This is a genomic window from Halorubrum sp. CBA1125, assembly GCF_009742825.1.
Taxonomy (GTDB): Archaea; Halobacteriota; Halobacteria; order Halobacteriales; family Haloferacaceae; genus Halorubrum.
The window spans coordinates 1-21602 of sequence record NZ_WPCE01000028.1 but is presented as its reverse complement, the minus strand read 5'-3'; the positions used below and the strand labels follow the sequence as shown (position 1 = coordinate 21602).

At 66.3% G+C, this 21602-nt stretch carries 17 protein-coding genes and 1 pseudogene; 10 read left to right on the top strand and 8 right to left on the bottom strand.

All coding sequences use genetic code 11. The features are described from left to right. Nucleotides 1–109 precede the first annotated feature (109 nt). Nucleotides 110–1456: a hypothetical protein gene (locus GJ633_RS04900; protein WP_156587653.1), complete on the top strand. Its 1347-nt coding sequence runs from the start codon at nt 110–112 to the stop codon at nt 1454–1456. An 82-nt stretch (nt 1457–1538) separates the two neighbouring features. Then, complete coding sequence (locus GJ633_RS04895) at nt 1539–2789, top strand: mechanosensitive ion channel family protein (RefSeq protein ID WP_321168915.1); 1251 nt, start codon at nt 1539–1541, stop codon at nt 2787–2789. A 31-nt stretch (nt 2790–2820) separates the two neighbouring features. Here the strand turns inward: GJ633_RS04895 and mutL are convergent, their stop codons facing one another. After that, entirely contained in the window at nt 2821–4569 is a 1749-nt protein-coding gene (gene mutL / locus GJ633_RS04890; protein ID WP_321168914.1) for a DNA mismatch repair endonuclease MutL, read from the bottom strand. Beyond that, nucleotides 4559–7506 (bottom strand): annotated as a pseudogene (gene mutS, locus GJ633_RS04885) (DNA mismatch repair protein MutS). Before mutS ends, mutL begins: the two are co-directional and overlap by 11 nt. Nucleotides 7507–7589: 83 nt before the next feature. On the opposite strand from mutS, the gene GJ633_RS04880 reads away from it, so the two are divergent. Next, nucleotides 7590–8144: a J domain-containing protein gene (locus GJ633_RS04880; RefSeq protein ID WP_321168913.1), complete on the top strand. Its 555-nt coding sequence runs from the start codon at nt 7590–7592 to the stop codon at nt 8142–8144. Nucleotides 8145–8167: 23 nt separating this feature from the next. On the opposite strand, the gene GJ633_RS04875 is transcribed toward GJ633_RS04880, so the two are convergent. Further along, nucleotides 8168–8848, bottom strand: coding sequence for a molybdenum cofactor guanylyltransferase (locus tag GJ633_RS04875; RefSeq protein ID WP_321168912.1), 681 nt, complete (start codon nt 8846–8848; stop codon nt 8168–8170). A gap of 137 nt (nt 8849–8985) precedes the next feature. On the opposite strand from GJ633_RS04875, the gene pdxS reads away from it, so the two are divergent. Continuing rightward, nucleotides 8986–9894: a pyridoxal 5'-phosphate synthase lyase subunit PdxS gene (gene pdxS / locus GJ633_RS04870; protein WP_156587652.1), complete on the top strand. Its 909-nt coding sequence runs from the start codon at nt 8986–8988 to the stop codon at nt 9892–9894. Nucleotides 9895–9970: 76 nt separating this feature from the next. Here the strand turns inward: pdxS and GJ633_RS04865 are convergent, their stop codons facing one another. The 4 genes from GJ633_RS04865 to asd all read right to left on the bottom strand — a co-directional run bounded on the left by GJ633_RS04865 (nt 9971) and on the right by asd (nt 12517). Further along, entirely contained in the window at nt 9971–10399 is a 429-nt protein-coding gene (locus GJ633_RS04865; protein WP_156587650.1) for a type II toxin-antitoxin system VapC family toxin, read from the bottom strand. Continuing rightward, nucleotides 10399–10647: an AbrB/MazE/SpoVT family DNA-binding domain-containing protein gene (locus tag GJ633_RS04860; RefSeq protein WP_156587649.1), complete on the bottom strand. Its 249-nt coding sequence runs from the start codon at nt 10645–10647 to the stop codon at nt 10399–10401. The genes GJ633_RS04865 and GJ633_RS04860 overlap by 1 nt, the downstream gene beginning before the upstream one ends. A gap of 163 nt (nt 10648–10810) precedes the next feature. Continuing rightward, nucleotides 10811–11407, bottom strand: coding sequence for a DNA-3-methyladenine glycosylase (locus GJ633_RS04855; RefSeq protein ID WP_156587655.1), 597 nt, complete (start codon nt 11405–11407; stop codon nt 10811–10813). Nucleotides 11408–11473: 66 nt separating this feature from the next. Beyond that, complete coding sequence (gene asd, locus GJ633_RS04850; protein WP_156587647.1) at nt 11474–12517, bottom strand: aspartate-semialdehyde dehydrogenase; 1044 nt, start codon at nt 12515–12517, stop codon at nt 11474–11476. Nucleotides 12518–12767: 250 nt separating this feature from the next. Here asd and GJ633_RS04845 point away from each other — a divergent pair, with 250 nt between their 5' ends. The 5 genes from GJ633_RS04845 (at nt 12768) to GJ633_RS04825 (ending at nt 18876) form a co-directional block, all read left to right on the top strand. Further along, nucleotides 12768–14450 carry a Na+/H+ antiporter NhaC family protein gene (locus GJ633_RS04845; protein WP_156587645.1) on the top strand — a complete coding sequence of 561 codons (1683 nt, stop codon included), beginning with the start codon at nt 12768–12770 and terminating at the stop codon, nt 14448–14450. A gap of 1110 nt (nt 14451–15560) precedes the next feature. Next, complete coding sequence (locus tag GJ633_RS04840; RefSeq protein WP_156587643.1) at nt 15561–15854, top strand: DUF433 domain-containing protein; 294 nt, start codon at nt 15561–15563, stop codon at nt 15852–15854. Between the two features lies 1 nt (nt 15855). After that, nucleotides 15856–16200 carry a DUF5615 family PIN-like protein gene (locus tag GJ633_RS04835; protein ID WP_156587641.1) on the top strand — a complete coding sequence of 115 codons (345 nt, stop codon included), beginning with the start codon at nt 15856–15858 and terminating at the stop codon, nt 16198–16200. A gap of 331 nt (nt 16201–16531) precedes the next feature. Continuing rightward, nucleotides 16532–17761 (top strand): APC family permease, encoded by a 1230-nt coding sequence (locus GJ633_RS04830; RefSeq protein ID WP_156587638.1) that lies wholly within the window; start codon nt 16532–16534, stop codon nt 17759–17761. 170 nt (nt 17762–17931) lie between these two features. Further along, nucleotides 17932–18876 carry a hypothetical protein gene (locus tag GJ633_RS04825; protein ID WP_197431238.1) on the top strand — a complete coding sequence of 315 codons (945 nt, stop codon included), beginning with the start codon at nt 17932–17934 and terminating at the stop codon, nt 18874–18876. A 15-nt stretch (nt 18877–18891) separates the two neighbouring features. Here GJ633_RS04825 and GJ633_RS04820 read toward each other — a convergent pair whose 3' ends face one another. Then, entirely contained in the window at nt 18892–19761 is an 870-nt protein-coding gene (locus GJ633_RS04820) for a CPBP family intramembrane glutamic endopeptidase (protein ID WP_197431237.1), read from the bottom strand. A 104-nt stretch (nt 19762–19865) separates the two neighbouring features. Between GJ633_RS04820 and GJ633_RS04815 the strand changes: the two genes are divergently transcribed. Next, nucleotides 19866–21395 (top strand): DASS family sodium-coupled anion symporter, encoded by a 1530-nt coding sequence (locus tag GJ633_RS04815; protein WP_156587634.1) that lies wholly within the window; start codon nt 19866–19868, stop codon nt 21393–21395. Nucleotides 21396–21602: the final 207 nt, after the last annotated feature.

Here is a 21602-nt window from a genome sequence, read left to right as displayed (position 1 = left end):
CGCAGGCGCGCCACCGCAACGCAACAGCAGCAGGTCGGTCGTTCCTTCGACTGCCGCGGCCGCTCCGAGGACCCGCGGATTTATGCCCGGCGGGAAAGATTCCCGCGGTATGAGCCTTCCCGAACTGCTCTCGGCGACCGTCGGCGACGAGGAGGTCGTCGCCGAGGTCTCGCTCGGGGGATCCGACCGCCTCGCGGTCACGCCGACGCGGACCCTCATTTATCGGGGCGACGGGCTGCTGTCGGACGAATCGGTCGAGGAGTACGGGCACGACGCCGAACGGATAGAGCTCTCGACGGGCCGCCGCAAGGCGAAGATCACGCTGGGGTACGGCCTCGACGGCGACGAGACGATCACGGTGCCCGCCAAGCGCGCCGACGACGTCCTCCACCCGATACTCGCCGGCGTGCTCTCCGCGACGGGAGTCACAGACCCGGGCGAGTCGGTCGTCCGCACCTTCCGGTTTTCCGAGCTCACCCTCGTCGTGACCAGCGGTCGGCTCGTCAAACACGTCGGTCCGCCGGTGTGGAACGAGGAGTTCGAGGAGTTCCCGTACGCCGACCTCACCGACCTCAGCTTCGAGGAGGGGACCGTCGCGACCGCGGTCGTCCTCGCGCACGACGGGCGCTCGGAGCGGTTCAAGGCCCCGAACGAGTCCGCCCGCGCGGTCCGCGAGACGCTCGTCGACGCCGTGTGTTCGTACTACGACGTCGACAGCCTTGAGGCGTTCCGGCAGACCGTGGGCGACGACGAGGCCGACGCGGCCGACGACGACTCGACCACCGACTTCGGCGAGGGACCGGATCCGCTCTCGGCGTCGCCGGTCGCCGACGCGGAGGCGGAGTCAGACGACCCGCTGATCGGTGACTCGGACTCGATCGCCGGTGACGTGGGATCGATCGCCGGTGACGCGGACCCGGTGTCCGACGACGCGACTCGCGACGAGCGGGAGACGGAGTCGGTCGGGGCGACCCCCGAGTCCGACCGACGAGAGCCCGAACCCGGAGAGCCGGTCTCCGGATCGAGCGGAACGGAAACGTCTCGGGACGCGGCGGCGAGCGGATCAGGGGGGTCGACGAACGCCGAGACCGACCCGGATCCGCTGCGGGCGGACGCGACGGACCCGCGCCAGTCCCGCACGGAGGCGAGCGGGACGGGACGACCCGAGAGCCGGGGCGACTTCGACGAGGCGGGAGGTGATCTCGACGAGACGGGAGACGATCGCAACGGGGCGAGAGACCGTCTCGACGAGGCGGCGACGGGGGACCGCGGCGCGTTCGACGGCGCGCCGGACGCGTTCGACGAGTCGTCCTTCGAGACGGCTGGCGTCGAGGGGGAAGACCTCGCGACCGAGGTCGCCGAACTCCGACACGTCGTCGAGGCGCAGTCCGAGCGGCTCGACAGGCAGTCGGCGCTCATCGAGCAGCTGATAGAAGAGCTTCGGCGAGGGCGGTGACCGGCCGCGTCGCCCGTCCCGGCGCCGACCGTTGCGACGGTCATCGGCGATGTTTTGACGCTGCGGGGGCGATCCTCCGGCAGTGATCGTCCAGTTCGGAGCGCGGATCGGCGCGCTGGTCGACGGGATCGCGACGACGCAGGGGCGGCTCGCGGCCACCGCCGCGATCCTCCTCGTCGCCGTCGCGGTCGGGTGGCTCATCCTCCCTCGCGTGGTTCGGCTCGGCCAGCGCGCGGTCTCGCGCTGGGTCACGCGGTACCTCGAAGGCCGGGCCGAGCGCGCGGTCGAAGCGATCCGCGAGGACCTCCCCTTCTCGTTTCTCCTGCGTGCGATCGTCGGCCTGCTGCAGCTGATCCTGTTCGCGGTGGCCGGCGCGGCCGTGCTGGCGGTGTGGGGGCAGTTCTCGCTCGTCGTCGCGGCGCTCCCGCTCGCCGAGAGCGCCGTCGGCGTCGGCGCGCAGGCGATCGTCTCGGCGGCGCTGCTCGCGGCCGCGTACGTCGTCAGCGATATCTTAGAGGGGTACGTCGAGGACTTCTCGGCCGACAGCGACCGGATCACCGCCCACCAGGAGCAGCTCCTCACGCGAATCGGCCAGGTCGCGCTGCTCGTCGTCGTCGGCGTGGCCGTGCTCGGGATCTGGGGGATCAACCTCGGGGGGCTCCTCGTCGGCGCGGGCTTTTTGGGGATCGTCCTCGGGATGGCGGCCCGCCAGACGCTCGGGTCGCTCATCGCCGGCTTCGTGTTGATGTTCGCGCGCCCGTTCGAGATCGGCGACTGGGTCGAGATCGGCGGCGAAGAGGGGTTCGTCACCGACATCACCATCATGAACACCCACATGCGAAACTTCGACGGCGAGTACGTCGTGGTCCCCAACGACGTCGTCACGAACCAGTCGATAACGAACCGGAGCCGCGAGGGGCGCCTCCGGATCCACATGGAGGTCGGGATCGGCTACGACGACGACCCCGAGGAGGCGAGCGCCATCGCCGAGAACGTGTTAGAGGAGATCGACACGATCGCGAACAACCCGGCGCCGTACGTGATCCCCTCCGGCTTCGGCGACTCCGCGATCCTGCTCGACCTCCGCTTCTGGATCGATCCCCCGACGCCGCAGGCGCGGTGGCGCTCGAGGGCGACCGCGGTAGCGGAGATCCAGCGCCGGTTCGCCGAGGCGGACATCTCCATCCCGTACCCGCAGCGGACGGTGACGTACCCGCCGGGGACCGCGGCCGCCGACGAGACCGTCGAGCGCGTCGAGCGGTTCGACGACCCCGAGGGACGGACGGACGCGAATCGGCCAGACGCGAGTCGGCCGGACGAACCGCGCGAGTAGCGGGCGAGTAGCGATATCGACCGGCTCCGGCTCACCGATCCCGACCGAACCCGGCCGCGAACGCAGATTCTTCGACCGAGAGCACGGTGGGACGTCCGTGCGGACACGCGTACGGGCGGTCACACTCGCCGAGCCGGTCGAGCAGCGAGCGGAGCTCGTCTTCCGACAGGTCGCCGATCTCGCCGCGCTTCAGCGACGGGTGACACGCGAGGTCCGCGAGCAACGTCTCTCGCGCGTCACGCGGCGACTCCCCGCCGTCGAGCGCCGCGAGCGCGTCGCGAAACGCGTCGGCGTCGGCGGTGCGCCCGAACGGGGCCGGAACGGTCCGCAGCCGGCGGGTCCCCCCGCCGAACGGCTCCGTCTCGAAGCCGAGCGCGGCGAGGTCGTCCTCGTGGGCCGCCGCGGCCGCCGTCTCGTCGGCCGACAGCGACACCGTCGCCGGGGGATCGAGCGTCGCCGTCGGTACCCGGTCGCCGTCGAACGCCCGCGCGAGCCGCTCGTAGTTCACCCGCTCGTGGGCGGCGTGCCCGTCGACCACGAGCAGTTCGTCGTCGGCCTCGACGAGCGCGTAGAGGTCGCGGAACACGCCGATCGGCTCCGCGTCGGCGAAGGCGGCCGAGCGCGTGCCGTCGTCCGCCCCGACCGGGTCGAGCGCGGCGTCGAGGTCGGTCGCGACGCCGGCCTTCCGGCGGAGGTCGGCCCCGGTGAGCGCGTCGCCGACGGCCGCCTCGACGGCGGCCGCGACCGCGTCGGCGTCGCGCAGTCCGACCTCCCGTTTCGCCGGGTGGACGTTCGGGTCGACGCGGGCGGGCGGCACCGAGACGTCGACCGCCGCCACGGGCTCGCGGCCGTCCGGGAGCAGCCGGCCGTACCCCGATCGGACGGCGGCCGCGAGCCGGTCGTTCCGGACGGGGCGGCCGTTCACCGAGACGCGGACGTGGTCGCGCGAGGCGCGGGTGACCGAGGGATACGCGAGGACGCCCTCGACCGTGATCGGGGGCGTTCCGGACGTCGTCTCGCCGCCGTCGCTCCCGGTCCGGCCACTTCCAATCTGTCCGCCGTCGCTCCCGACGCTCGCCGCGAACTCCGTCGACCGACTCGCGGTCTCGCGGTCGTACACGCCGAGCAGCGCGTCGGTCCGGTCGGTTCCCGGCGTCGACAGCGTCGTCGTCCCGTCGTGATCGAGCGCGAACGCGACCGACGGGTTCGCGAGCGCGTAGTCGGCCACGAGCGAGGAGATCCGCGCGAACTCCGTCTGCGCGCCCGCGAGCGACTCGCGGCGCGCCGGCCGGGTCGCGAACAGGTCCTCGACGACGACCGTGGTCCCCCGACCCCGACCGGCGTCGGCGACGGTCGGCGACGCGTCCCCGTTTTCCGTCCCGTCGACGACGACTCGCGTTCCGACGCTCCCGCCCGTGCTCGTCGTGAGTTCGAGCCGGGCGGCGTCGGCGATCGCCGCGAGCGCCTCGCCGCGGAAGCCGAGCGAGTCGACGCCGACCGGGTCGCCGGCCGGGTCGAGCTTGCTCGTCGCGTGCCGTTCGACGGCGCGGCGGGCGTCCTCGCGACTCATCCCGCGGCCGTCGTCGCCGACGCGGATCCGGTCGGTCCCGTCGCCGTCGACCGCGATCTCGACCCGCGAGGCGCCCGCGTCGAGCGCGTTGTCGACGAGCTCGCCGACGACCCGCGCCGGCCGGGTGACGACCTCGCCGGCCGCGATCCGGTCGACGGTGGCCGGATCGAGCCGACGGACCCGCCCGGGGGTCGCCTCCTCACCCGTCACGGTCGACCCTCGACTGGAGGTCGTGGAGCGCGTTCAGCGCCTCGATCGGCGTCGTCCGCGCGAGGTCGAGCTCGCGGAGGTCGGCGACGAGGTCGGACGGGTCGCCGGCGCGGTCGGGCGGGTCGTCGACGCGACGTCCCGGTTCCGCTCCGGGGTCGTCTTCGGGCGCGCCCGGATCCCCGTCCGCGCCCGCCGACGGACCCGTCCCGTCGAGGAACTCCCGGAGCGACGCCTCCTCGTCGCCCGTCTCGTCGTCCAGGGGAGCTTCGGGTACGCCGCCGTCGGCGGTCCCCGGGTCGACGTCAGCTGCGGCGTCCGAAACGGCGTCGCCGTCGGCCGCTTCCGGACCGGCCTCACCGTCGACCGCTCGGTCGCGATCGTCGGCCGCCACGAGCGCCCGTGCCCGCTCGACGACCGGCGCTGGCACGCCGGCGAGTTCGGCGACCTCGACGCCGTACGACGACGAGGAGGCGCCGGGGACGACCCGGTGGAGGAACGTCACGTCGCCGTCCTCGCGGGTGGCGGTGAAGTGGAGGTTGAAGACGCGCTCGCGCTCGGCGGCGAGGTCGGTGAGCCCGTGGTAGTGGGTGGCGAAGAGCGTCGTCGCGCCCAGCTCGTCGTGGACGAACTCGGCCGCGGCGCGGGCGATGGCGCGCCCGTCGGTGGTGGCGGTGCCGCGCCCCACCTCGTCGAGGAGCACCAGCGAATCGGGGCCCGCGTCGTGGAGGATCTCCGTCAGCTCGCTCATCTCGCGCATGAACGTCGACTGGCCGCCGGCGATGTCGTCTGAGGCGCCCACGCGAGTGAACAGCCGGTCGAAGACGGGTAATTCGGCCGCCTGCGCGGGGACGAACGAACCCGTCTGTGCGAGGACGACCGCGAGCGCGATCGACCGCATGTACGTCGACTTCCCGCTCATGTTCGGTCCCGTGATCACGCGACCGAGCCCCGCGGGAGGTCGGCGTCGTTCGGGACGAACGACTCCTCCGCGCGCTCGACGACCGGGTGTCTCCCCCCCTCGATCGCGACGCCGGCGTCGGGCTCGTCGACGACGTCGGGGCGGACGTAGTCGCCCTCGACGGCGACGGTCGCGAGCGACGCGAGCGCGTCGAGTTCGGCGAGCGCGTCCGCGAGCGCCTGGATCCGCTCGGTCTCGGCGGCGACGCGCTCGCGGACGTCCGTGAACAGTTCGTACTCCAGGGCGTCCGCGCGCTCGGCGGCGCCGACGATCTCCTCCTCTCGTTCCTTCAGCTCCGGCGTGACGTACCGCTCGCTGTTCTTCAGCGTCTGCCGGCGGCGGTAGTCGTCGGGGACGCGATCCAGGTTGGCGTCGGTCACCTCGATGTAGTAGCCGTGGACCTGGTTGTGCCCCACCGACAGCGAGTCGATACCGGTGCGCTCGCGCTCCGATTGCTCCAGCTCGGCGACCCACTCGCGGCCCTCGCGCTCGGTCGCGCGCAGGTCGTCGAGGTCGTCGTCGAACCCCTCGCGGATGACGCCCCCCTCCGTGATCTCCTGTGGGGGGTTCGCCGCGATCGCGTCGTCGATCAGCTCGCGGACCGCCGTCAGCTCGTCCAGCCGGTCGCGGAGGTCGCGGAGGTGGTCGGTGCGGGGACGGACGTCTCCGTCGTCACCGCTCTCTCTTCTCTCTCCGCTTCCCTCCACTTCTCCTCCCAGCGTCGCCTTCAGCTCCGGGACGACCGCGAGCGTCGCGTGCAGCGATCGGAGATCGCGGGCGTCGGCCCGCCCGCGAGAGACGCGCCCGACGAGCCGTTCGAGGTCGTAGGCGGTCCCGAGCGCGTCCGCGATCCCCTCGCGGACGAGGCTCCGGTCCGCCAGCTCGCCGACGGCGTCGTGGCGGCTCCGGATCGCGTCGGCGTCGACGAGCGGGCGGCGGAGCCACCGCTCCAGACACCGGCGGCCGAGCGCGCAGCTCGTCTCGTCGAGGGCGTCGAACAGCGTGTCGCTCGCGCCGAGTCCGCGGTTCTCGAACAGCTCCAGGCTGCGCTGGGCGGCCGCGTCGAGCCGGAGCCGGTCTCGCGGGTCGTACCGCCGGATCCGAGTCACGTACGCGAGCGCCCCGTCGTCGCCCTGCGTGTACTCCGCGTACGCGAGTACCGCCCCCGCGGCCCGCAGCTCCGCGTCGCTCTCGAAGCGCCGCTCGGGTGCCGGGAGGTACGATTCCAGCCGATCCGTCGCGGCCCGTCGGTCGAAGACGGCGTTGTCGTACCCGTGAGTCGTCCATCCCTCCTCGGCGTCGCTCGGCTCGATCTCGGGGGCGTCCGGACCGACGATCAGCTCCGCGGGCGCGATACGGTCGAGCTCGTCGGCGACCGCGTCGCGGTCGCCCGCGGTGACGAGACACTCGCCGGTGGAGACGTCGACGGCAGCGAGGCCGACTCGCGAAGCCTCATCGTGCTCGCCGCGTTCGCTTCCCTCGCCACTTTCGCCGCGTTCGCTGCCGCCACTTCCCTCGCCGCTCCCGTCGGCCGCTATCGCCGCGACGTAGTTCGTCGTCCCGGACTCGAGCAGGTCGTCCTCGACGACGGTTCCGGGCGTGATCACCTCGGTGACGGCGCGGTCGACCAGCCCGGACGCCTGCTCGGCGTCCTCGACCTGGTCGCCGATCGCGACGCGGTAGCCGGCGTCGAGCAGCGTTTCGAGGTAGGGCGCGGCGTTGTCGATCGGGATCCCGGCCATCGGATAGTCGCCGGTGGAGTCGGACCGCTCCGTGAGCGTCACCTCACAGACCCGCGCGACCGCCTCCGCGGCCTCACAGAACGCCTCGTAGAAGTCCCCGACCTGGAACAACACGAGCGCGTCCTCGTGGGCGGCACACAGGTCCGCGTACTGCGAGAGCATCGGCGTCAGCTCCTCGCGCGCGGCGGCGATCCCCGGCGGGACCCCCGTGACCGTCTCTCGCTCCGCCGTTGGCATACCCCGAATCGGGACGCCCGCGGGCATAAACGGTGCGGAGACGTGGCCGGGAACCTTACAACGGTGGAACCCCGATCCCGACCGTGACGAACCGCGCGATCGTCGTCGGGATGGCCGCGACGTTCATCGGGCTGACGGCCCTGTTAGCGGTCACCGGGATCGTGGTCTCCCCGGTCCTCCTCGCCGTCGCCGTCCCGTTCGGCGTCGTGTCCTACTTCCTCTGGTACCACGCCAGCGGCCGGCTGCGCGACCGCGTCCGCCAGGAGGCCTCTCGGGCTGGCCCCGAAGCGCGGGCTCGCGCACGGCAGCGCGCTCGAACGGCGGAGAACCGTCGCCAGGCCCACCGGCGGGCCGGCGCGACGGACGGCGGATTCGGCGGGCGAACCGCCGCGGGCACTGCGGGCCGCGGATCCGGCGCCGGCGCGGGCGCCGGCGATCCGCGGGACCGCACCCCGCCGACCGGCGCCATGACCGAACGAGAGGCCTACGAGACGCTCGACCTCGACCGAACCGCCGACCAGGAGACGATTCGCTCGACGTACCGCGAACGCGCCAAGCGGCTCCACCCCGACGGCGCGGACGGCGACGAGGAGGCGTTCAAGCGGCTGAACGAGGCGTACGAGGTCCTGAAAGCGTAGCCGGTAGCCGGGCCGGTCCAGGTTCAGTCGCCGTCGACCGCCTCGGCGACGACCGCCTCCGCGTCGGCCAGTTCCTCGCGCGTGTTGACGTTCGTGAACGTGCGATCGGTCGTCACCGCCCGGATCGCGGCGTCGCCGACGACGGCCCGATCCAGATCGTCGAGCGGCGCGAGCAGCTTCCGCTCGCCGCGGTCGAGCGCGCGGTCGCAGGCGGTCGCCATCGCGTCCGCCCGGTAGACCGCCTGCGTCGTCTGGAACCACCGGTCGTCCAGCCGCGGGACCGCGGCCTCGCGGCTGATCGCCGCCTCGGCGAGCGTCGCGGCGAACGCGGGGTCGACGAACGGCATGTCGCAGGCGACGACGAAGACGTACTCGTCCGGTGCGGCCCGGCAGGCGTTCCGGATCCCCGCCACCGGGCCGCGGTCGGGCTCGTCGTCGAGCGCCCAGCGGACCGAGAGGGGCGACCCGTCTAACGCGTCGGCGATCGCGTCGCGCTGGGCCGGGCGACAGCTGATCACGAGGTCGTCGACGACGGGGTCGCCGCCGGCGGCCCGGTCGGCACCGGGGGGGATCGGATCGTCTTCGCCCGCGAGCCGGTCCGCGACCCGGCGGATCATCGGGACGCCGCCCAGGTCGGCCACCGACTTGTCGACGTCGCCGAACCGCGTCGAGCGCCCGCCCGCGAGGATGGATCCGGTGGTCACGGTCACCCCTTCGGACGCGGGGGACTTCGCGGTTGCGGTGGGACCCCTCCCCGCCGACGTCGATCACGAGCCGGCCGACTCGGGGGCGCTCTCCGGTCGAAAGCGACTCTTAAGTGTCCGCGAGCCAACGACGATCCATGCCAGAGGCCACGGATCTGGAGGAGCTGAAGCGCGGGACCGACCTCGTCAAGCGCGGCTTCGCGCGGATGCAGAAGGGCGGCGTCATCATGGACGTCGTCACCCGCGAGCAGGCCCGGATCGCGGAGGACGCCGGCGCGGTCGCCGTGATGGCCTTAGAGGCCGTCCCGGCGGACATCCGCAAGCGCGGCGGCGTCGCGCGGATGCCCGACCCGGCGAACGTGACCGAGATCATCGACGAGGTCTCGATCCCCGTGATGGGAAAATCGCGGATCGGCCACCGCAAGGAGGCGGAGATCCTCGAGTCACTCGGCGTCGACATGATCGACGAGTCGGAGGTGCTCACGCCCGCCGACGACGAGTACCACATCGACAAGCGCGCGTTCGCCTCGCCGTTCGTCTGCGGTGCCCGCGACCTGCCGGAGGCGCTCCGACGCGTCCGCGAGGGGGCGGCCATGATCCGCACGAAAGGCGAGGCCGGCACCGGCGACGTCAACCAGGCCGTGAAACACCAGCGCACCATCAAAAACCAGATCCGGACGCTCACCGGGCTGAACCACGAGGAGCGAGAGAAGTGGGCCCGCGAGCACGGGGCCCCTCGAGACCTGGTCCACGAGACCGCCGAGGCGGGACGCCTCCCGGTCGTCAACTTCGCCGCCGGCGGGATCGCCACGCCGGCGGACGCCGCCCTGATGATGCACCACGGCTGTGACGGCATCTTCGTCGGCTCCGGCATCTTCGGCGCCGAGGACCCCGAGCGGATGGGCACCGCGATCGTCGAGGCCGTCAACAACTGGGACGACCCCGACGAACTGGCCGAGATCGCCGCCGGCGTCGGCAAGGGGATGAAGGGACAGTCGAACGAGACGATGTCCGACGCGGAGAAGCTGCAGGGCCGCGGCGTCTGAACCACGCCGAGAGCGTCATACAACGTTCACACATCTTGTTCTTCGTTCCGAGGATTCGTTCAATACAGAAGGTCTCTCACTCGAATGGATCATCCGGTGTGGTAAGACGAGTGAGCTCGGAAACACCGTCGAATCCGTCGTCGAAGCTGTAGAGATATTCAATCTCGTTGCGCTGCATCGTTGCAACTATGACAGCATCGGTTAACGATAGTGATTCGTATCGTCGGAATAACGACCGGCCGGCGTTGAAATCAGTTTTCGAGGTCTGGATGAGTGAGAATCCGCTACTCTCGATGAGTGCATCAAGCGTTTCAGACGCAACAGTGTGTCCCGCCCTCGCCTGCAGATAGTTGATGACCTCTTCGAGCACGTCGCTCAAAACGTAGGCTGTCGGGAGATCCCCTTGGTCGATCGCGTCTGAGATCGCTTTCCCTCGCTTGTGATTCTGATCGCGTGAGAGACGGGCTGCGATGAGAACATTCGCGTCCACGACAACACTGGCCATTAGGTATCTCCAGCAACGAGGTCGTGATCCTCTGCGGCGTGGGTTGGTTCGCCGATGTCGACTGGCTCTAACCGTGAAAACGCGCCGTAGTGTTGTTTGACGAGTTCGACCGAAATTGTCCCCTCTTCGTCTACGCGCCAGCGGAGTTTGTCACCTGCTTCGACGCCTGCTTCTCGCCGTATCGCCGCTGGGACCGTGATCGAGTAGCTCTCGTTTATCGTCGTTTCGTCCTCGACTTCGTGAGACATATCCAGCTGTACGTGGCACTCGCGAAAATAATTTGCCCCCAAATTTGCCGAGTGTCTACTTGGTTGTCCCGATCCCCAGAGAGATATTCGCACACTTCAACGAACGGAATATTCTCCCACAAATGGTGAACGTAACACCTCGTGAAGTGTCCTCTGACACCCGCTACGACTCGTACTCGGCCCAGACGTACTGCGTCCCGTAGCTCCGGTAGGGTCGCCACGCGTCGCCGATCTCGCGCATCTCCGCGCGGGTCAGGTCGTCGCCGTCGTTGTAGATCCGCTCGATCCCCTTCCGCACCGCGAGGTCGCCGAGCGGGAGGACGTCCTCGCGGCCGAGCCCGAAAATCAGGTACATGCGCGCCGTCCACTCGCCGACCCCCCGGATCTCGGTGAGGGCGTCGACGACGGCCGCGTCGGACTCGTCGGCGAACCCCTCGCGCGTGAAGTCGCGGTCGTCGTCGCGGAACGCCCGCGCGGCCGAGCGCAGGTACTCGACCTTCGTGCCGCTGAGCCCCGTCTCCCGGAGCCGGTCCGCGTCGGCCGCGAGCACGCGCTCGGGAGTCACCTCGCCGGCGAGGGCGTCACGGAACCGCCCGTGGATCGCGGTCGCGGAGGCGGTCGAGAGCTGCTGGTTCACGATCGAGGTGCACAGGCGTGCGAACTCGTCTTCGGCCGGCTCGACGTCGAGCGGCCCATGGCGGTCCACGAGCCGCGCCATGGTCGGGTCCGCGCGGAGCGTCGATTCGACGCGGTCGTTCATGTCGGGTGTTGACACCGGCGGACCCTGTACGTTACGTGGTGATCGGCGGTACCGATCCCGTGGTGATCAGACGTAGCCCTCTTCGACGAGCAGCTCGCCGTTGAGCAGGGAGGCGCCGGCCGCGCCGCGGATCGTGTTGTGCGCGAGGCAGTTGTACTTCGCGCCCGTCTCCGTGGGCTGGACGCCGCCAGCGACGATCCCCATCCCGCCGGCGTAGGTGCGGTCGAGCCGGGGCTGCGGGCGATCTGGCTCGTCGTCGCCGAACACCTTGATGAGCCGGTCGGGCGAGCTGTGGAGGTCGGGGCTCTCGAACGAGCGCATCGCCGCGCGGAGGTCCTCTGGCGAGGGATCCTCGGCGAACTCGGCGAAGACGTTCTCGAGGTGGCCGTCGAGCGTCGGAATCCGGTTACACGAGGCGGCCACGTCGGCCTCGTGGAGGTGGACCGCGGCGCCGTCGAACTCGCCGAGCAGCTTCCGGGACTCCGTCTCCATCTTCGCCTCTTCGCCGCCGATGTGCGGGATCGCGTTGTCGATGATCTCCATCGAGGTGACGCCGGAGTAGCCCGCGCCGGAGACCGCCTGCAGCGTGGAGACGCGGACGCTCTCCAGGCCGAACTCGTCGATCGCCGCCAGCGTGGGTACCATCGTGATCGTCGAGCAGTTCGGGTTCTTCACGAGCGCGCCGTCCCAGCCCCGCTCGTCGCGTTGGACCTCGATCAGATCGAGGTGGTCGGGGTTGATCTCGGGGATCGTCAGGGGAACGTCCGCGGCCATGCGGTCGTTCGAGGAGTTCGACGAGACGACGTATCCCTCCGCTAAGAAGTCGGGTTCGACCTCGCTCGCGACGCCCGAGGGGAGCGAGGAGAACAGCAGATCCACGTCGGCGTCCGCGACGCCGGCGGGCGTCGTCTCCGCGACCTCCATCTCGGCCACGTCGTCCGGAATGGGCGTGTTCACGCGCCACTTGGCCGCCTCGCGGTAGGTCTTCCCCGCGCTCTCGGCGCTCGCGGTGACGGCCGCGAGGTCGAACGTCGGGTGGTCGTCGAGCAACTGGATGAACCGCTGTCCCACGGCACCGGTGGCACCGAGGATGCCGACTCGTACAGACATTGCACGTGGGTCGGTCACAGGGACGTAAGTGCGTTCGGATATGCGCCGATTTCGTCGGCGTGATCGTCGCCCGACCGGAACGCAGTCTGCGGAACTCCCCGGATCTGATGTGATCTGTCGAAAATCAGTTCGAACGATCGGACCTGGAATTGTTCTGTCCGGATCGATCGCGTGAGGCGAGAGTTCGAACCCGTTCGTTCATCTGACACGCGGGGAGGACTTATGTGTCCTGGCGGAGAGTCTCGCGGACATGACCGACTTCGGAGCGCTGTCAGTCGCCCCGCCGGCGCTCGCGATCGTACTGGCGATAGTCACCCGCAAGGCGGTGCTGTCGCTGTTCCTCGGCATCTGGTCGGGGGCCGCTATCTACACGGAGGGGCTCGGGATCGTCCAGACGTTCGAGTGGATCGTGGCCGCGATCTCCAGCGAGTTCCAGGCGACGATCCTCGTGTTTACCCTGCTCCTGGGCTCCGGCGTCGCCATGGTGTGGAACCTCGGCGGCACGGCCGCGGTCCGGGAGTGGGCGCTCGACCGACTCGACAGCCAGCGGCAGGCGGGGCTCGTCGCGTGGGGGCTCGGGATCGTCCTCTTCTTCGACGACTACGCGAACACCGCCATCGTCGGCTCGGCGATGAAAGACGTCTCCGACCGGCTCAGAATCTCCCGCGAGAAGCTGTCGTACGTCGTCGACTCCACCGCTGCGCCGGTGGCGACGCTCGGGATCTCCTCGTGGGTCGCGTTCCAGCTCTCGCTCATCGCCGAGGGATACGAGTCCGCCGGCGTCGACGCCGCGAACCGCCCCGGCACCTTCGAGGTGTTCCTCTCGTCGATCCCGTTCAACATGTACGCGATCCTGGCGATCGTGATGGTCCTCCTGATCGTCGGGACCGGCCGCGACTACGGCGAGATGCTGACCGCCGAACACCGCTCGTGGACGACGGGGAAGGTCACCCGCGACGAGGCGGTACCGATGCAGGACGTCGCGGGCGAACTGGGCGAGCCGCCGGCGTCGACGCCGCGGCTCGCCTCCTTTTTCGTCCCGGTGGCGGTGTTGATCGCCGTGACCGTCGTGACCGCGCTGTGGTCGGGTGAACTCTCGCTTTCCGGCTTCGTCGGCGACCTCCTCGCGGGCGAGGCCGGCGCCGCCGGTGGGCGGCTGTGGGACGCCGCGCTCGACGCCTCCTACGAGATCGCGCTCATGATCGGCTCGTTCGCGATGGTCGCGAGCGGGTTCGCCCTGGGGAAGCTCTACGGGATCTTCGGCCTCGGCGACGCGACCGAGTACACGATCGACGGGTTCGGAATCATGCTCACGGCGGCCTCGATCCTCGTGCTGGCGTGGGGGATCGGTGAGGCGATCGACGCGCTCGGCACCGGCGACTACGTGGCGCAGGCGACGGTCGGCGCGGTCTCGCCGGCTCTCCTGCCCGCGCTCGTCTTCGTCGTCGCCGGCCTCATCGCCTTCTCCACCGGCACCTCGTGGGGGACGATGGGGATCGTCACGCCGATCGCGATCCCGATCGCCTGGGAGATCAGCGGCGGCGGCGCCGCGGGCCACACGCTCGTGGCCGCGATGGTCGGCGTCATCTTCTCCGGCGCCATCTTCGGCGACCACAGCTCGCCGATCTCCGATACCACCGTCCTCTCGGCGACGTTCACCGGCGCCGACCTGATCGACCACGTCCGGACCCAGATCTACTACGCCGTCACCGTCGCGGGCGTCGTCGCCCTCCTGCTCGTGGTCTGGGGGTTCACCCGCGTGACGCCGTTCGCGCTGCTCCTCCTCGGGGTCGCTCTGCTCGGGGGGCTCGTGTACCTGCTCTCCGAGGTCGACGCCGCACGCCGCGGGATCGACCCGGTGTCAGTGCGCGAAGCGCAGGCCGACGACGGCGAGGCGGTGGTCGTCGCCGGGGCGGAGCAGAACGACGACTGACGCGATGATCGTCGCGGGACGAGCCAATTAAGTCAGCTCGGCGGCTACCGCCGTGTGCGCGCCCTTAAGTCCCCGCCCGAGTACTCCCCGATGGGAGCGATGACCGCGCGGAGAACCCAGGCGCGCGACACCGGTCGCTGACGCGACCCGCCCGTCGCCGCGCAGGCGACCGCCCGCCACGAGGGTTTCCCGGTCGACGCGGCACGCCGCCGGAGATGAGACCGGTCGTTAGTGTCGCGGGCGACAATCTACTAGTAGTTAGCCATAGCTCAGCGTCATAGAACATCTTGTTTCCAGTGGATACCCTGATTTGCTTCGATCAGGTCATCCAACGGAGGGTGCCGACAGCGAAGGCTCCAGTATCGGTAGGCGATAATCCAGGTCTCGTCTGATCGCAGCCGACACCCATCTCGATGGGAGTGTCTGCTCAGAGACTACGGAGTGTGAATACTAGTCCAAAGATTACAAAGAAGACTCCGGCAAGGTAGTTCAATAAATAGGCCCCATCACTCGGTTCAATATCTTCGGGACGGTTGGTTGTGCCGGCCGCTTTCTGCCAGCGATGGATCGCCATCATCCATTCAGGTTTCAGCACGGACACGAGTCCGTAGACCAACAGCAGGAGAGGAATAAAATCCACCATGGAAGAACATTCTCAGGGAAGGTGGTAGAACTATCGTTCAGTGCAGTCCAAGCAATGATCGATTCAGGCGGTGGCGCGCCTGCGAGCGTCCGTAGGTCGCGAGCAAGGAGGGACCGAAGGTCCCTCTGGCAGCCGGCGCGTCGCGCCTCGCTGCCGCGAGGCGAAGCTCAACGACGCAGGTGAGAGCGGTATCGCGTCACGCATCCGCGAACGAAGTGAGCGGGTCACCGACGGCGAGGCCGACGGCCGAGACGTCGGCGTTTTTGGTCCAAATTTTTCGAGGAGCGGTGTGCGAGCAACGCGAGTACACCCGACGAAGAAAAAGGTGGATATGCAGACGCGTTCCATCGAATAGTTCGATCGAATTTTACTTGAAATTGACTTCCGAATAATGATTTATGCACTCTTCAGATATCCACATCCCAGTCAGCAGTATGCTTTTGCGGGAGTAGCAGCAACGTGTAGGTATGTCCGAGGGAGACGCCCGGCGGATCGCGTCCGATCTGATGGACGAACCCCATATTCGTGACCGCCGAATCAGCGTCCGCCAGGTGTACGCCCTCGTCGAAGAACGCGGTGAAGATCCAGAAGCTGTTGCCGATCGGTACGACCTCGACGTGGCTGACGTGTATCACGCGTTGGCGTACTACCACGACCACCCGCGAGAGATGCGTGAGGTCGAACAAGACCGCGAAGATGCGGTAGCGGACTTCCGCGAGTCGATCAATCGTCCTGAGGGCGTTGATCCGGACGCCGCTTGAAATGAGTGGGTGGCGCTTTCTACTGGACGAAAACATCGACCCGAAAACGGCGACGTATTCGGAGAAGGAAGGAATCTACGCCGAGCACGTCCGTGACGCGCTCTGGCAGGGAGCTGATGACGAAGCGGATGTCTTACCGTACGCCCGAGAACACGGATTGATCGTCGTGACGAGCGACGTGAAAGATTTCGGTGGGTTACCACCTGAGGCTCACGCTGGCATTGTTCTCCTCTACGACGATACGATGCCGGCGTATCAGGTTGCAGCCGGTCTTATTACACTGACTGACGCGTACGAGGATCGAGATTCGTTCGGTGGACGTGAGGAACTCGACGCATGGGTTTGAACAGATACGTTAATCCTACGTGTTTAAGCACATTAACTCAGCTAATACACTTTCACCGAGCCCACTAGTAGATTGTCGCCCGGTAGTGTTCCGGGTGTACATTTTAGATATGCTATTTGAATTATCTGTAAATAATATGAATAGCTTCAGACAGAGTCTATCGTTGAATGAGATTCACCCGTCGTATCCACTCTTTCTCGACGTATCACGGAAGCTGCCAATGATGACGAGCCTAGAATGAGGTCTGCCGGGAGTACTGATATTTATCGGTCGGGCTACCACCGCCAACAACCAGTTGGTATTTTGCGGCTGGCACCGGGGGAATTCACTAATGGCTGAACTCAAACGGGCGGTGGGGCTGTTAGAGGCGTCCGTGTATGGTGTTGGTCTCATCCTTGGGGCGGGGATTTATGCCATCTTGGGTGAGGCAGTGGCTGAGACCGGTGAGTCAATTATCGTCTCGTTTCTCCTCGCCGCCGGCGTCGCCACCTTCACGGGGTTAAGCTATGCAGAACTCGCCTCGCGCTATCCGAAAGGCGAAGGCGAGTATCTCTACGCATGGGCGGCGTTCGAGAACAAGCGACTTTCTGAAGTGACGGCGATATTCCGCGTGCTGACTGGGATCATCGCTGCGGCGGCGGTCGCCCTCGCGTTCGGGCAGTACTTTGCCGCCTTCGTTCCCCTATCCAGCGTCCCGGTTGCGATCGGTGTCCTCGTGGTGATGTCGGCGATCAACTTCTGGGGGATCGAAACCTCTGCCCGGATCAATCTGTTGTTCACCGCCATCGAAATCGCCGGGCTCCTCTTCATCATCGTCATCGGCATTCGAACGTGGGGCAGCGTCGAGATCACCCAGTTCGAGCACGGGATCTCCGGCGTGTTTAGTGCGACGTTTCTCCTGTTTTTCGCGTATACAGGGTTTGAATCGCTGGTCAATATCGCCGAAGAAATGAAAACACCGTCGTCAACGATACCTCGGGCGATCGGCATCTCGATTGGGCTTTCGACGGTCGTCTATCTATTAGTCGGGCTGTCCGCACTCGGGTTGGTGAACTGGCAAGTACTCGGTGACTCACAGGCCCCACTGGCCGCGGTTGCGCTAGCGGGATGGGGGGAAGACGCCTTCGTCGTTCTCTCCGCGATCGCACTGTTCGCAACAGCAAACACCGTGTTAATCTTGCTCATCTCCACGTCGAGGGTAACCTATGGCATCTCGAAAGCGGAATATAACTCATTTCCGGCCGTGTTCGCACGCGTCCATCCGAAGCGGAAGACACCATACATCGCAGTCAGTCTGGTCGCTCTTGTCACGATTCCGTTTGCTTTGATGGGTGATCTCGGAGCTGTTGCCGAGCTTGCGAACCTCGCACTATTAGCCGTGTTCGTTATCGTGAATCTCTCGTTGCTCAAACTCCGATACAGCGGAGACGCGCAGGAAACCGGGTATCGAGCACCCCTGAATATTGGACGGTTCTCGATAACCGCGTTCCTCGGACTGATCACAAGCGTTGGCTTGATCCTGTTCTACCTTGCCGAGGCTGTCAGATTCTCCTCTTGGTAACACTCTCGCACGTGACACCTGAGATTCTCAATAACTGCGCTATATCTCACTCTCTGATGTGCTACGCGTAGCACTCACTGAGATCGTCTTCAAGCGATGTTTGTACCTCAAGAAGTCCGTACGATTCATCAATCACACTCATTGACCTCTGGTACTTAGCAACACGCTATATGGACAATTCACCGTTGATGGATGATCGGCTCTCGGTTCTACCTACAGGGCCACGTATGAGCCGGCGCTCCCTACTCACACGAATGGGAGCAGTGGCTGGAACAGCAGTCACCGTCTCACTCGCCGGCTGCTCGTCGACGGGGGCTGACCACGCATCCTACTGGTCGGAGAGCCGCCAACTGGACATCGACTACGACTCTGTCCTGGCGGATGCTCGTGACACCGGCTATACGGTCGACGAACCGTACTACGTTGGTACGAAGGACGCCCGTGGGATACACCCCGACGGATTCGCCGATTTCGACGACAGATTCGGACCGGCATATCGCGTGTTCGGGTTCACGTTCTTCCCCGCCGAGTACGTCTTCGTGGAATTCTGGCTCACCGATGAAACACCGACGGTCACACTCATCGACGACCGCGGCTTCGACGAGTTCCCCGTCGAATCAATACCACCCGAAGCGTGGTTGTTCGACCGCCTCACACTCGCGTTCGGCATCTCCGAGACGACGGCACGTGATTATGTGGCAGATCTCCGTGAACAGGTCGCAGAAGGAACGTCTACCCCGTCGATCGAGGTGGACGCACCCGTCTCTTTCCCCCGCGTCTACGAGGCCATCGAGACCGAACGGACGGATGCGTCCGGCTCGGACACCGGCGGTGACGGGTGGTACAAAGAAACCTCGTATCAGGACGGTACCCGATACGCCACCGTCGACATCATCGTACAGAGCGCGGAAATCAGGTATGAAGACGGCGATCGAACATATACGATCAAACTCGATCGGCTCGGTGGATTCTATGTGACGATCAGACTCCCAGTCGGTGAAGAAATCCCCGAAGACGAATTTCGGCAGGTCTTCAGAGATATGTTCGATGACGTTGGGCTTCCGACCGAAGTCGTTGGCCACCTTCGGTTCGAATACGCTGGCTCGATCTGGTGAGTCACGGATTCTAGTTCATTCACCCCCAATCTCATCTGCGCCAGGAATTGCTCCACGAGCAAGCGAGTCGCGGCCGTAGTACGCAACGAGAGCGATCACAACGAGTAACTGTACCGCCAGCTGGACCATCACGACCGTCCCGACTGCAGTCTCGTCGATTACGCCATCGACGACGATCAAATCCGGCGCGAGCGGCAGCAGTATATCGGCAGTGTTCGCCATCGCGTGCAACACCATCACGATCAGCACGCTGCCCGTGCCGTTATACGCCCACGCGAGGATGACCGACAAGAGGATGATACCGACGAACCACCCGATTTGGTTGACGAGCGTGAATCCCGAGTGCGGCGTGATCGGAATGAGAAAGTACGGGAGATGCCAGCCAGCCCAGACGACGCCAATGATGAGACTCGCGGTCAGCGCACTGTAACGGTCGTTCAGATACGGTTGGGCGAATCCCCGCCACCCTGGCTCCTCGTTTAGCCCCCCGCTGACCGTCAACCCAAAGAGGAACACGATGGCGATCAGGACAGGCGATTGTGTGGGTTGATCCAGATCGACCGGACCACCGATCGCCGCGAGGACGACTGCCGTGACGCCGATGATGGCGATCGGGATTCCGAAGGCAGCGACCCACCACGGCCAGCCGACCCGCCAGCGGAAGATTTGGCGGGCCCACGCTCGAACGTCGTCGCCCCGCAACCACGTCACCACAGCCGCGCTGACTGGGGGGCCGAAACTTCCGATATAGATGAGAATCCACGGCGTCCAACTCTCTTGCATAAACGCGGCCGGGGCCGTAATGAGCCACGTATAGGCATACGCACCGACAAAAAACGCCGCCACGGGATGCTCTCTTACCCACGGAATACGAGTGGTTGCCATACACCAGAGTCGAAGACTAAAACGATAACTCTGTGGGCAATACGGCGGTCAGTCCGATCAAACGGGAACAATGAATTATATGCTTCGTGTTTGAGTCGATAGCTATGCCCTCAAAACCCACCGTGTCCCGCAGCGCTATCGGGTTGCTGCTCGGCCCAGCAGTATTCCTCGGCCTGTACCTCGCTGGGCCCTTCGGACTCTCTCCCGCGGCAAAGGCCGTCCTCGCAAGCACGGCCTGGATCGTCATCTGGTGGGTCACCGAGGCGATTCCGATTCCGGTCACGTCACTTCTCCCCGTCGTCCTCTTCCCGACGACTGGCGTGATGACCGTCGGAAGTGCAACGGCACCGTACGCCGACCCGATCGTCTTTCTGCTCCTCGGTGGGTTTCTCATCGCGCTCGCTATCGAGCGCTGGAACCTGCATCACCGATTGTCGCTACTCATCATCTCCACCGTCGGCACAAGCGGGAAGGGGCTCGTGTTCGGCTTTATGGGAGCGACCGCGTTCCTCTCGATGTGGATCTCGAATACGGCGACGGCGATGATGATGGTGCCGATCGGTGCGGCCGTCATCGTCGAGCTCACGGCGATCGGCGGTCGAAAAACCCCGCCGCTCGATCGTGACGAACTCGAAGAACCCAACGATCCACTCGATGTCGAGGGGGAACTGCTCCACGGCTTCGAATCTGACGCGGTCGAACTCCCGAACACCTCGTTCGGGTTGGCGGTGATGCTCGGCATCGCCTACGGCGCGTCGATCGGCGGGGCTGCAACCCTCATCGGAAGCCCGCCGAACGCGGTGCTCACCGGCGTGGCAGAGTCGAGCCTCGGCGTCGAGATCGGCTTTCTCGACTGGATGCTGGTCGGGGTGCCAATCGCCGTGATCTTCCTGCTCATCACGTGGGTGCTGCTCGTGGTGGTCCTGCGTCCGACGATCGATCGTCAGCCCGGTCGAACAGACGTGATCGACGACCAGTTACGCGAATTAGGAGCTATGACGACCGGCGAACGACGCGTCCTCGCCGTGTTCGGACTCGTCGCCGCTTGCTGGATCGTCCGCCCGTTCGTTCTCCAGCCCGTCGTGCCGATGCTCACTGACGCGATGATCGCCGTCGGCGGAGCCGTCCTCGTCTTTTTGATCCCGGTCGATGGCGAGCGGATGCTTGACTGGGAGTACACTGCTCGGGTGCCGTGGGGTGTCTTATTGTTACTCGGTGCCGGATTTTCGCTCGCGCGTGGGTTTCAGGAAAGTGGGCTCGACAGCGTCGTTGCGGATGCAATCGCTGGGCTGGGCGTCACGGAACTCGCAGGGATGATTCTGCTGATTGCGACGGTCGTGATTTTGCTCACGAACGTCACATCGAACACAGCCACCGCGTCGTTGTTTATGCCGATCGCGGTGAGTATCGGCGCGGCGATCGGCGTTACGCCACTCACGCTGATGGCAACTGCTGCATTCGCAGCTTCGTTCGCGTTTATGCTTCCCGTCGCCACCGCGCCGAACGCCATCGTCTTCGGAAGTGGCTACCTCACAATCCCACAGATGGCGAAAATCGGCTTCATCATCACCCTTCCGGCGATCCTCGTCATTTCAGCGTTCGCCATCTGGTGGATCCCGATCGTGTGGGCATAGGACGGCCGAGGACGAGCTACTTCAGCGCACGTACGTGATTACTCCCTTGTTCAGTCCACAGGCTCGACTAGTATCGGATCACTTGTCCTTCGCGGGATGGGGGATCCTCTCGCTAACTCAAAATCGCCAGCTCTGTTGAAATCCTCTTCTTCAGATAGGAAATCAAATGAAACAGCCGGTCGCTGAAGACTGCATATCCACCTTTTT

What these genes read in the sequence shown, in the direction of transcription:
- GJ633_RS04860 (WP_156587649.1), bottom strand. Translation starts at nt 10,647, where the DNA reads ATGTCTCACGAAGTCGAGGACGAAACGACGATAAACGAGAGCTACTCG.
- asd (WP_156587647.1), bottom strand. Translation starts at nt 12,517, where the DNA reads ATGTCTGTACGAGTCGGCATCCTCGGTGCCACCGGTGCCGTGGGACAG.
- GJ633_RS04865 (WP_156587650.1), bottom strand. Translation starts at nt 10,399, where the DNA reads ATGGCCAGTGTTGTCGTGGACGCGAATGTTCTCATCGCAGCCCGTCTC.
- GJ633_RS04855 (WP_156587655.1), bottom strand. Translation starts at nt 11,407, where the DNA reads ATGAACGACCGCGTCGAATCGACGCTCCGCGCGGACCCGACCATGGCG.
- GJ633_RS04845 (WP_156587645.1), top strand. Translation starts at nt 12,768, where the DNA reads ATGACCGACTTCGGAGCGCTGTCAGTCGCCCCGCCGGCGCTCGCGATC.
- GJ633_RS04840 (WP_156587643.1), top strand. Translation starts at nt 15,561, where the DNA reads ATGTCCGAGGGAGACGCCCGGCGGATCGCGTCCGATCTGATGGACGAA.
- GJ633_RS04815 (WP_156587634.1), top strand. Translation starts at nt 19,866, where the DNA reads ATGCCCTCAAAACCCACCGTGTCCCGCAGCGCTATCGGGTTGCTGCTC.
- GJ633_RS04830 (WP_156587638.1), top strand. Translation starts at nt 16,532, where the DNA reads ATGGCTGAACTCAAACGGGCGGTGGGGCTGTTAGAGGCGTCCGTGTAT.
- GJ633_RS04825 (WP_197431238.1), top strand. Translation starts at nt 17,932, where the DNA reads ATGGACAATTCACCGTTGATGGATGATCGGCTCTCGGTTCTACCTACA.
- pdxS (WP_156587652.1), top strand. Translation starts at nt 8,986, where the DNA reads ATGCCAGAGGCCACGGATCTGGAGGAGCTGAAGCGCGGGACCGACCTC.
- GJ633_RS04820 (WP_197431237.1), bottom strand. Translation starts at nt 19,761, where the DNA reads ATGGCAACCACTCGTATTCCGTGGGTAAGAGAGCATCCCGTGGCGGCG.
- GJ633_RS04835 (WP_156587641.1), top strand. Translation starts at nt 15,856, where the DNA reads ATGAGTGGGTGGCGCTTTCTACTGGACGAAAACATCGACCCGAAAACG.
- GJ633_RS04900 (WP_156587653.1), top strand. Translation starts at nt 110, where the DNA reads ATGAGCCTTCCCGAACTGCTCTCGGCGACCGTCGGCGACGAGGAGGTC.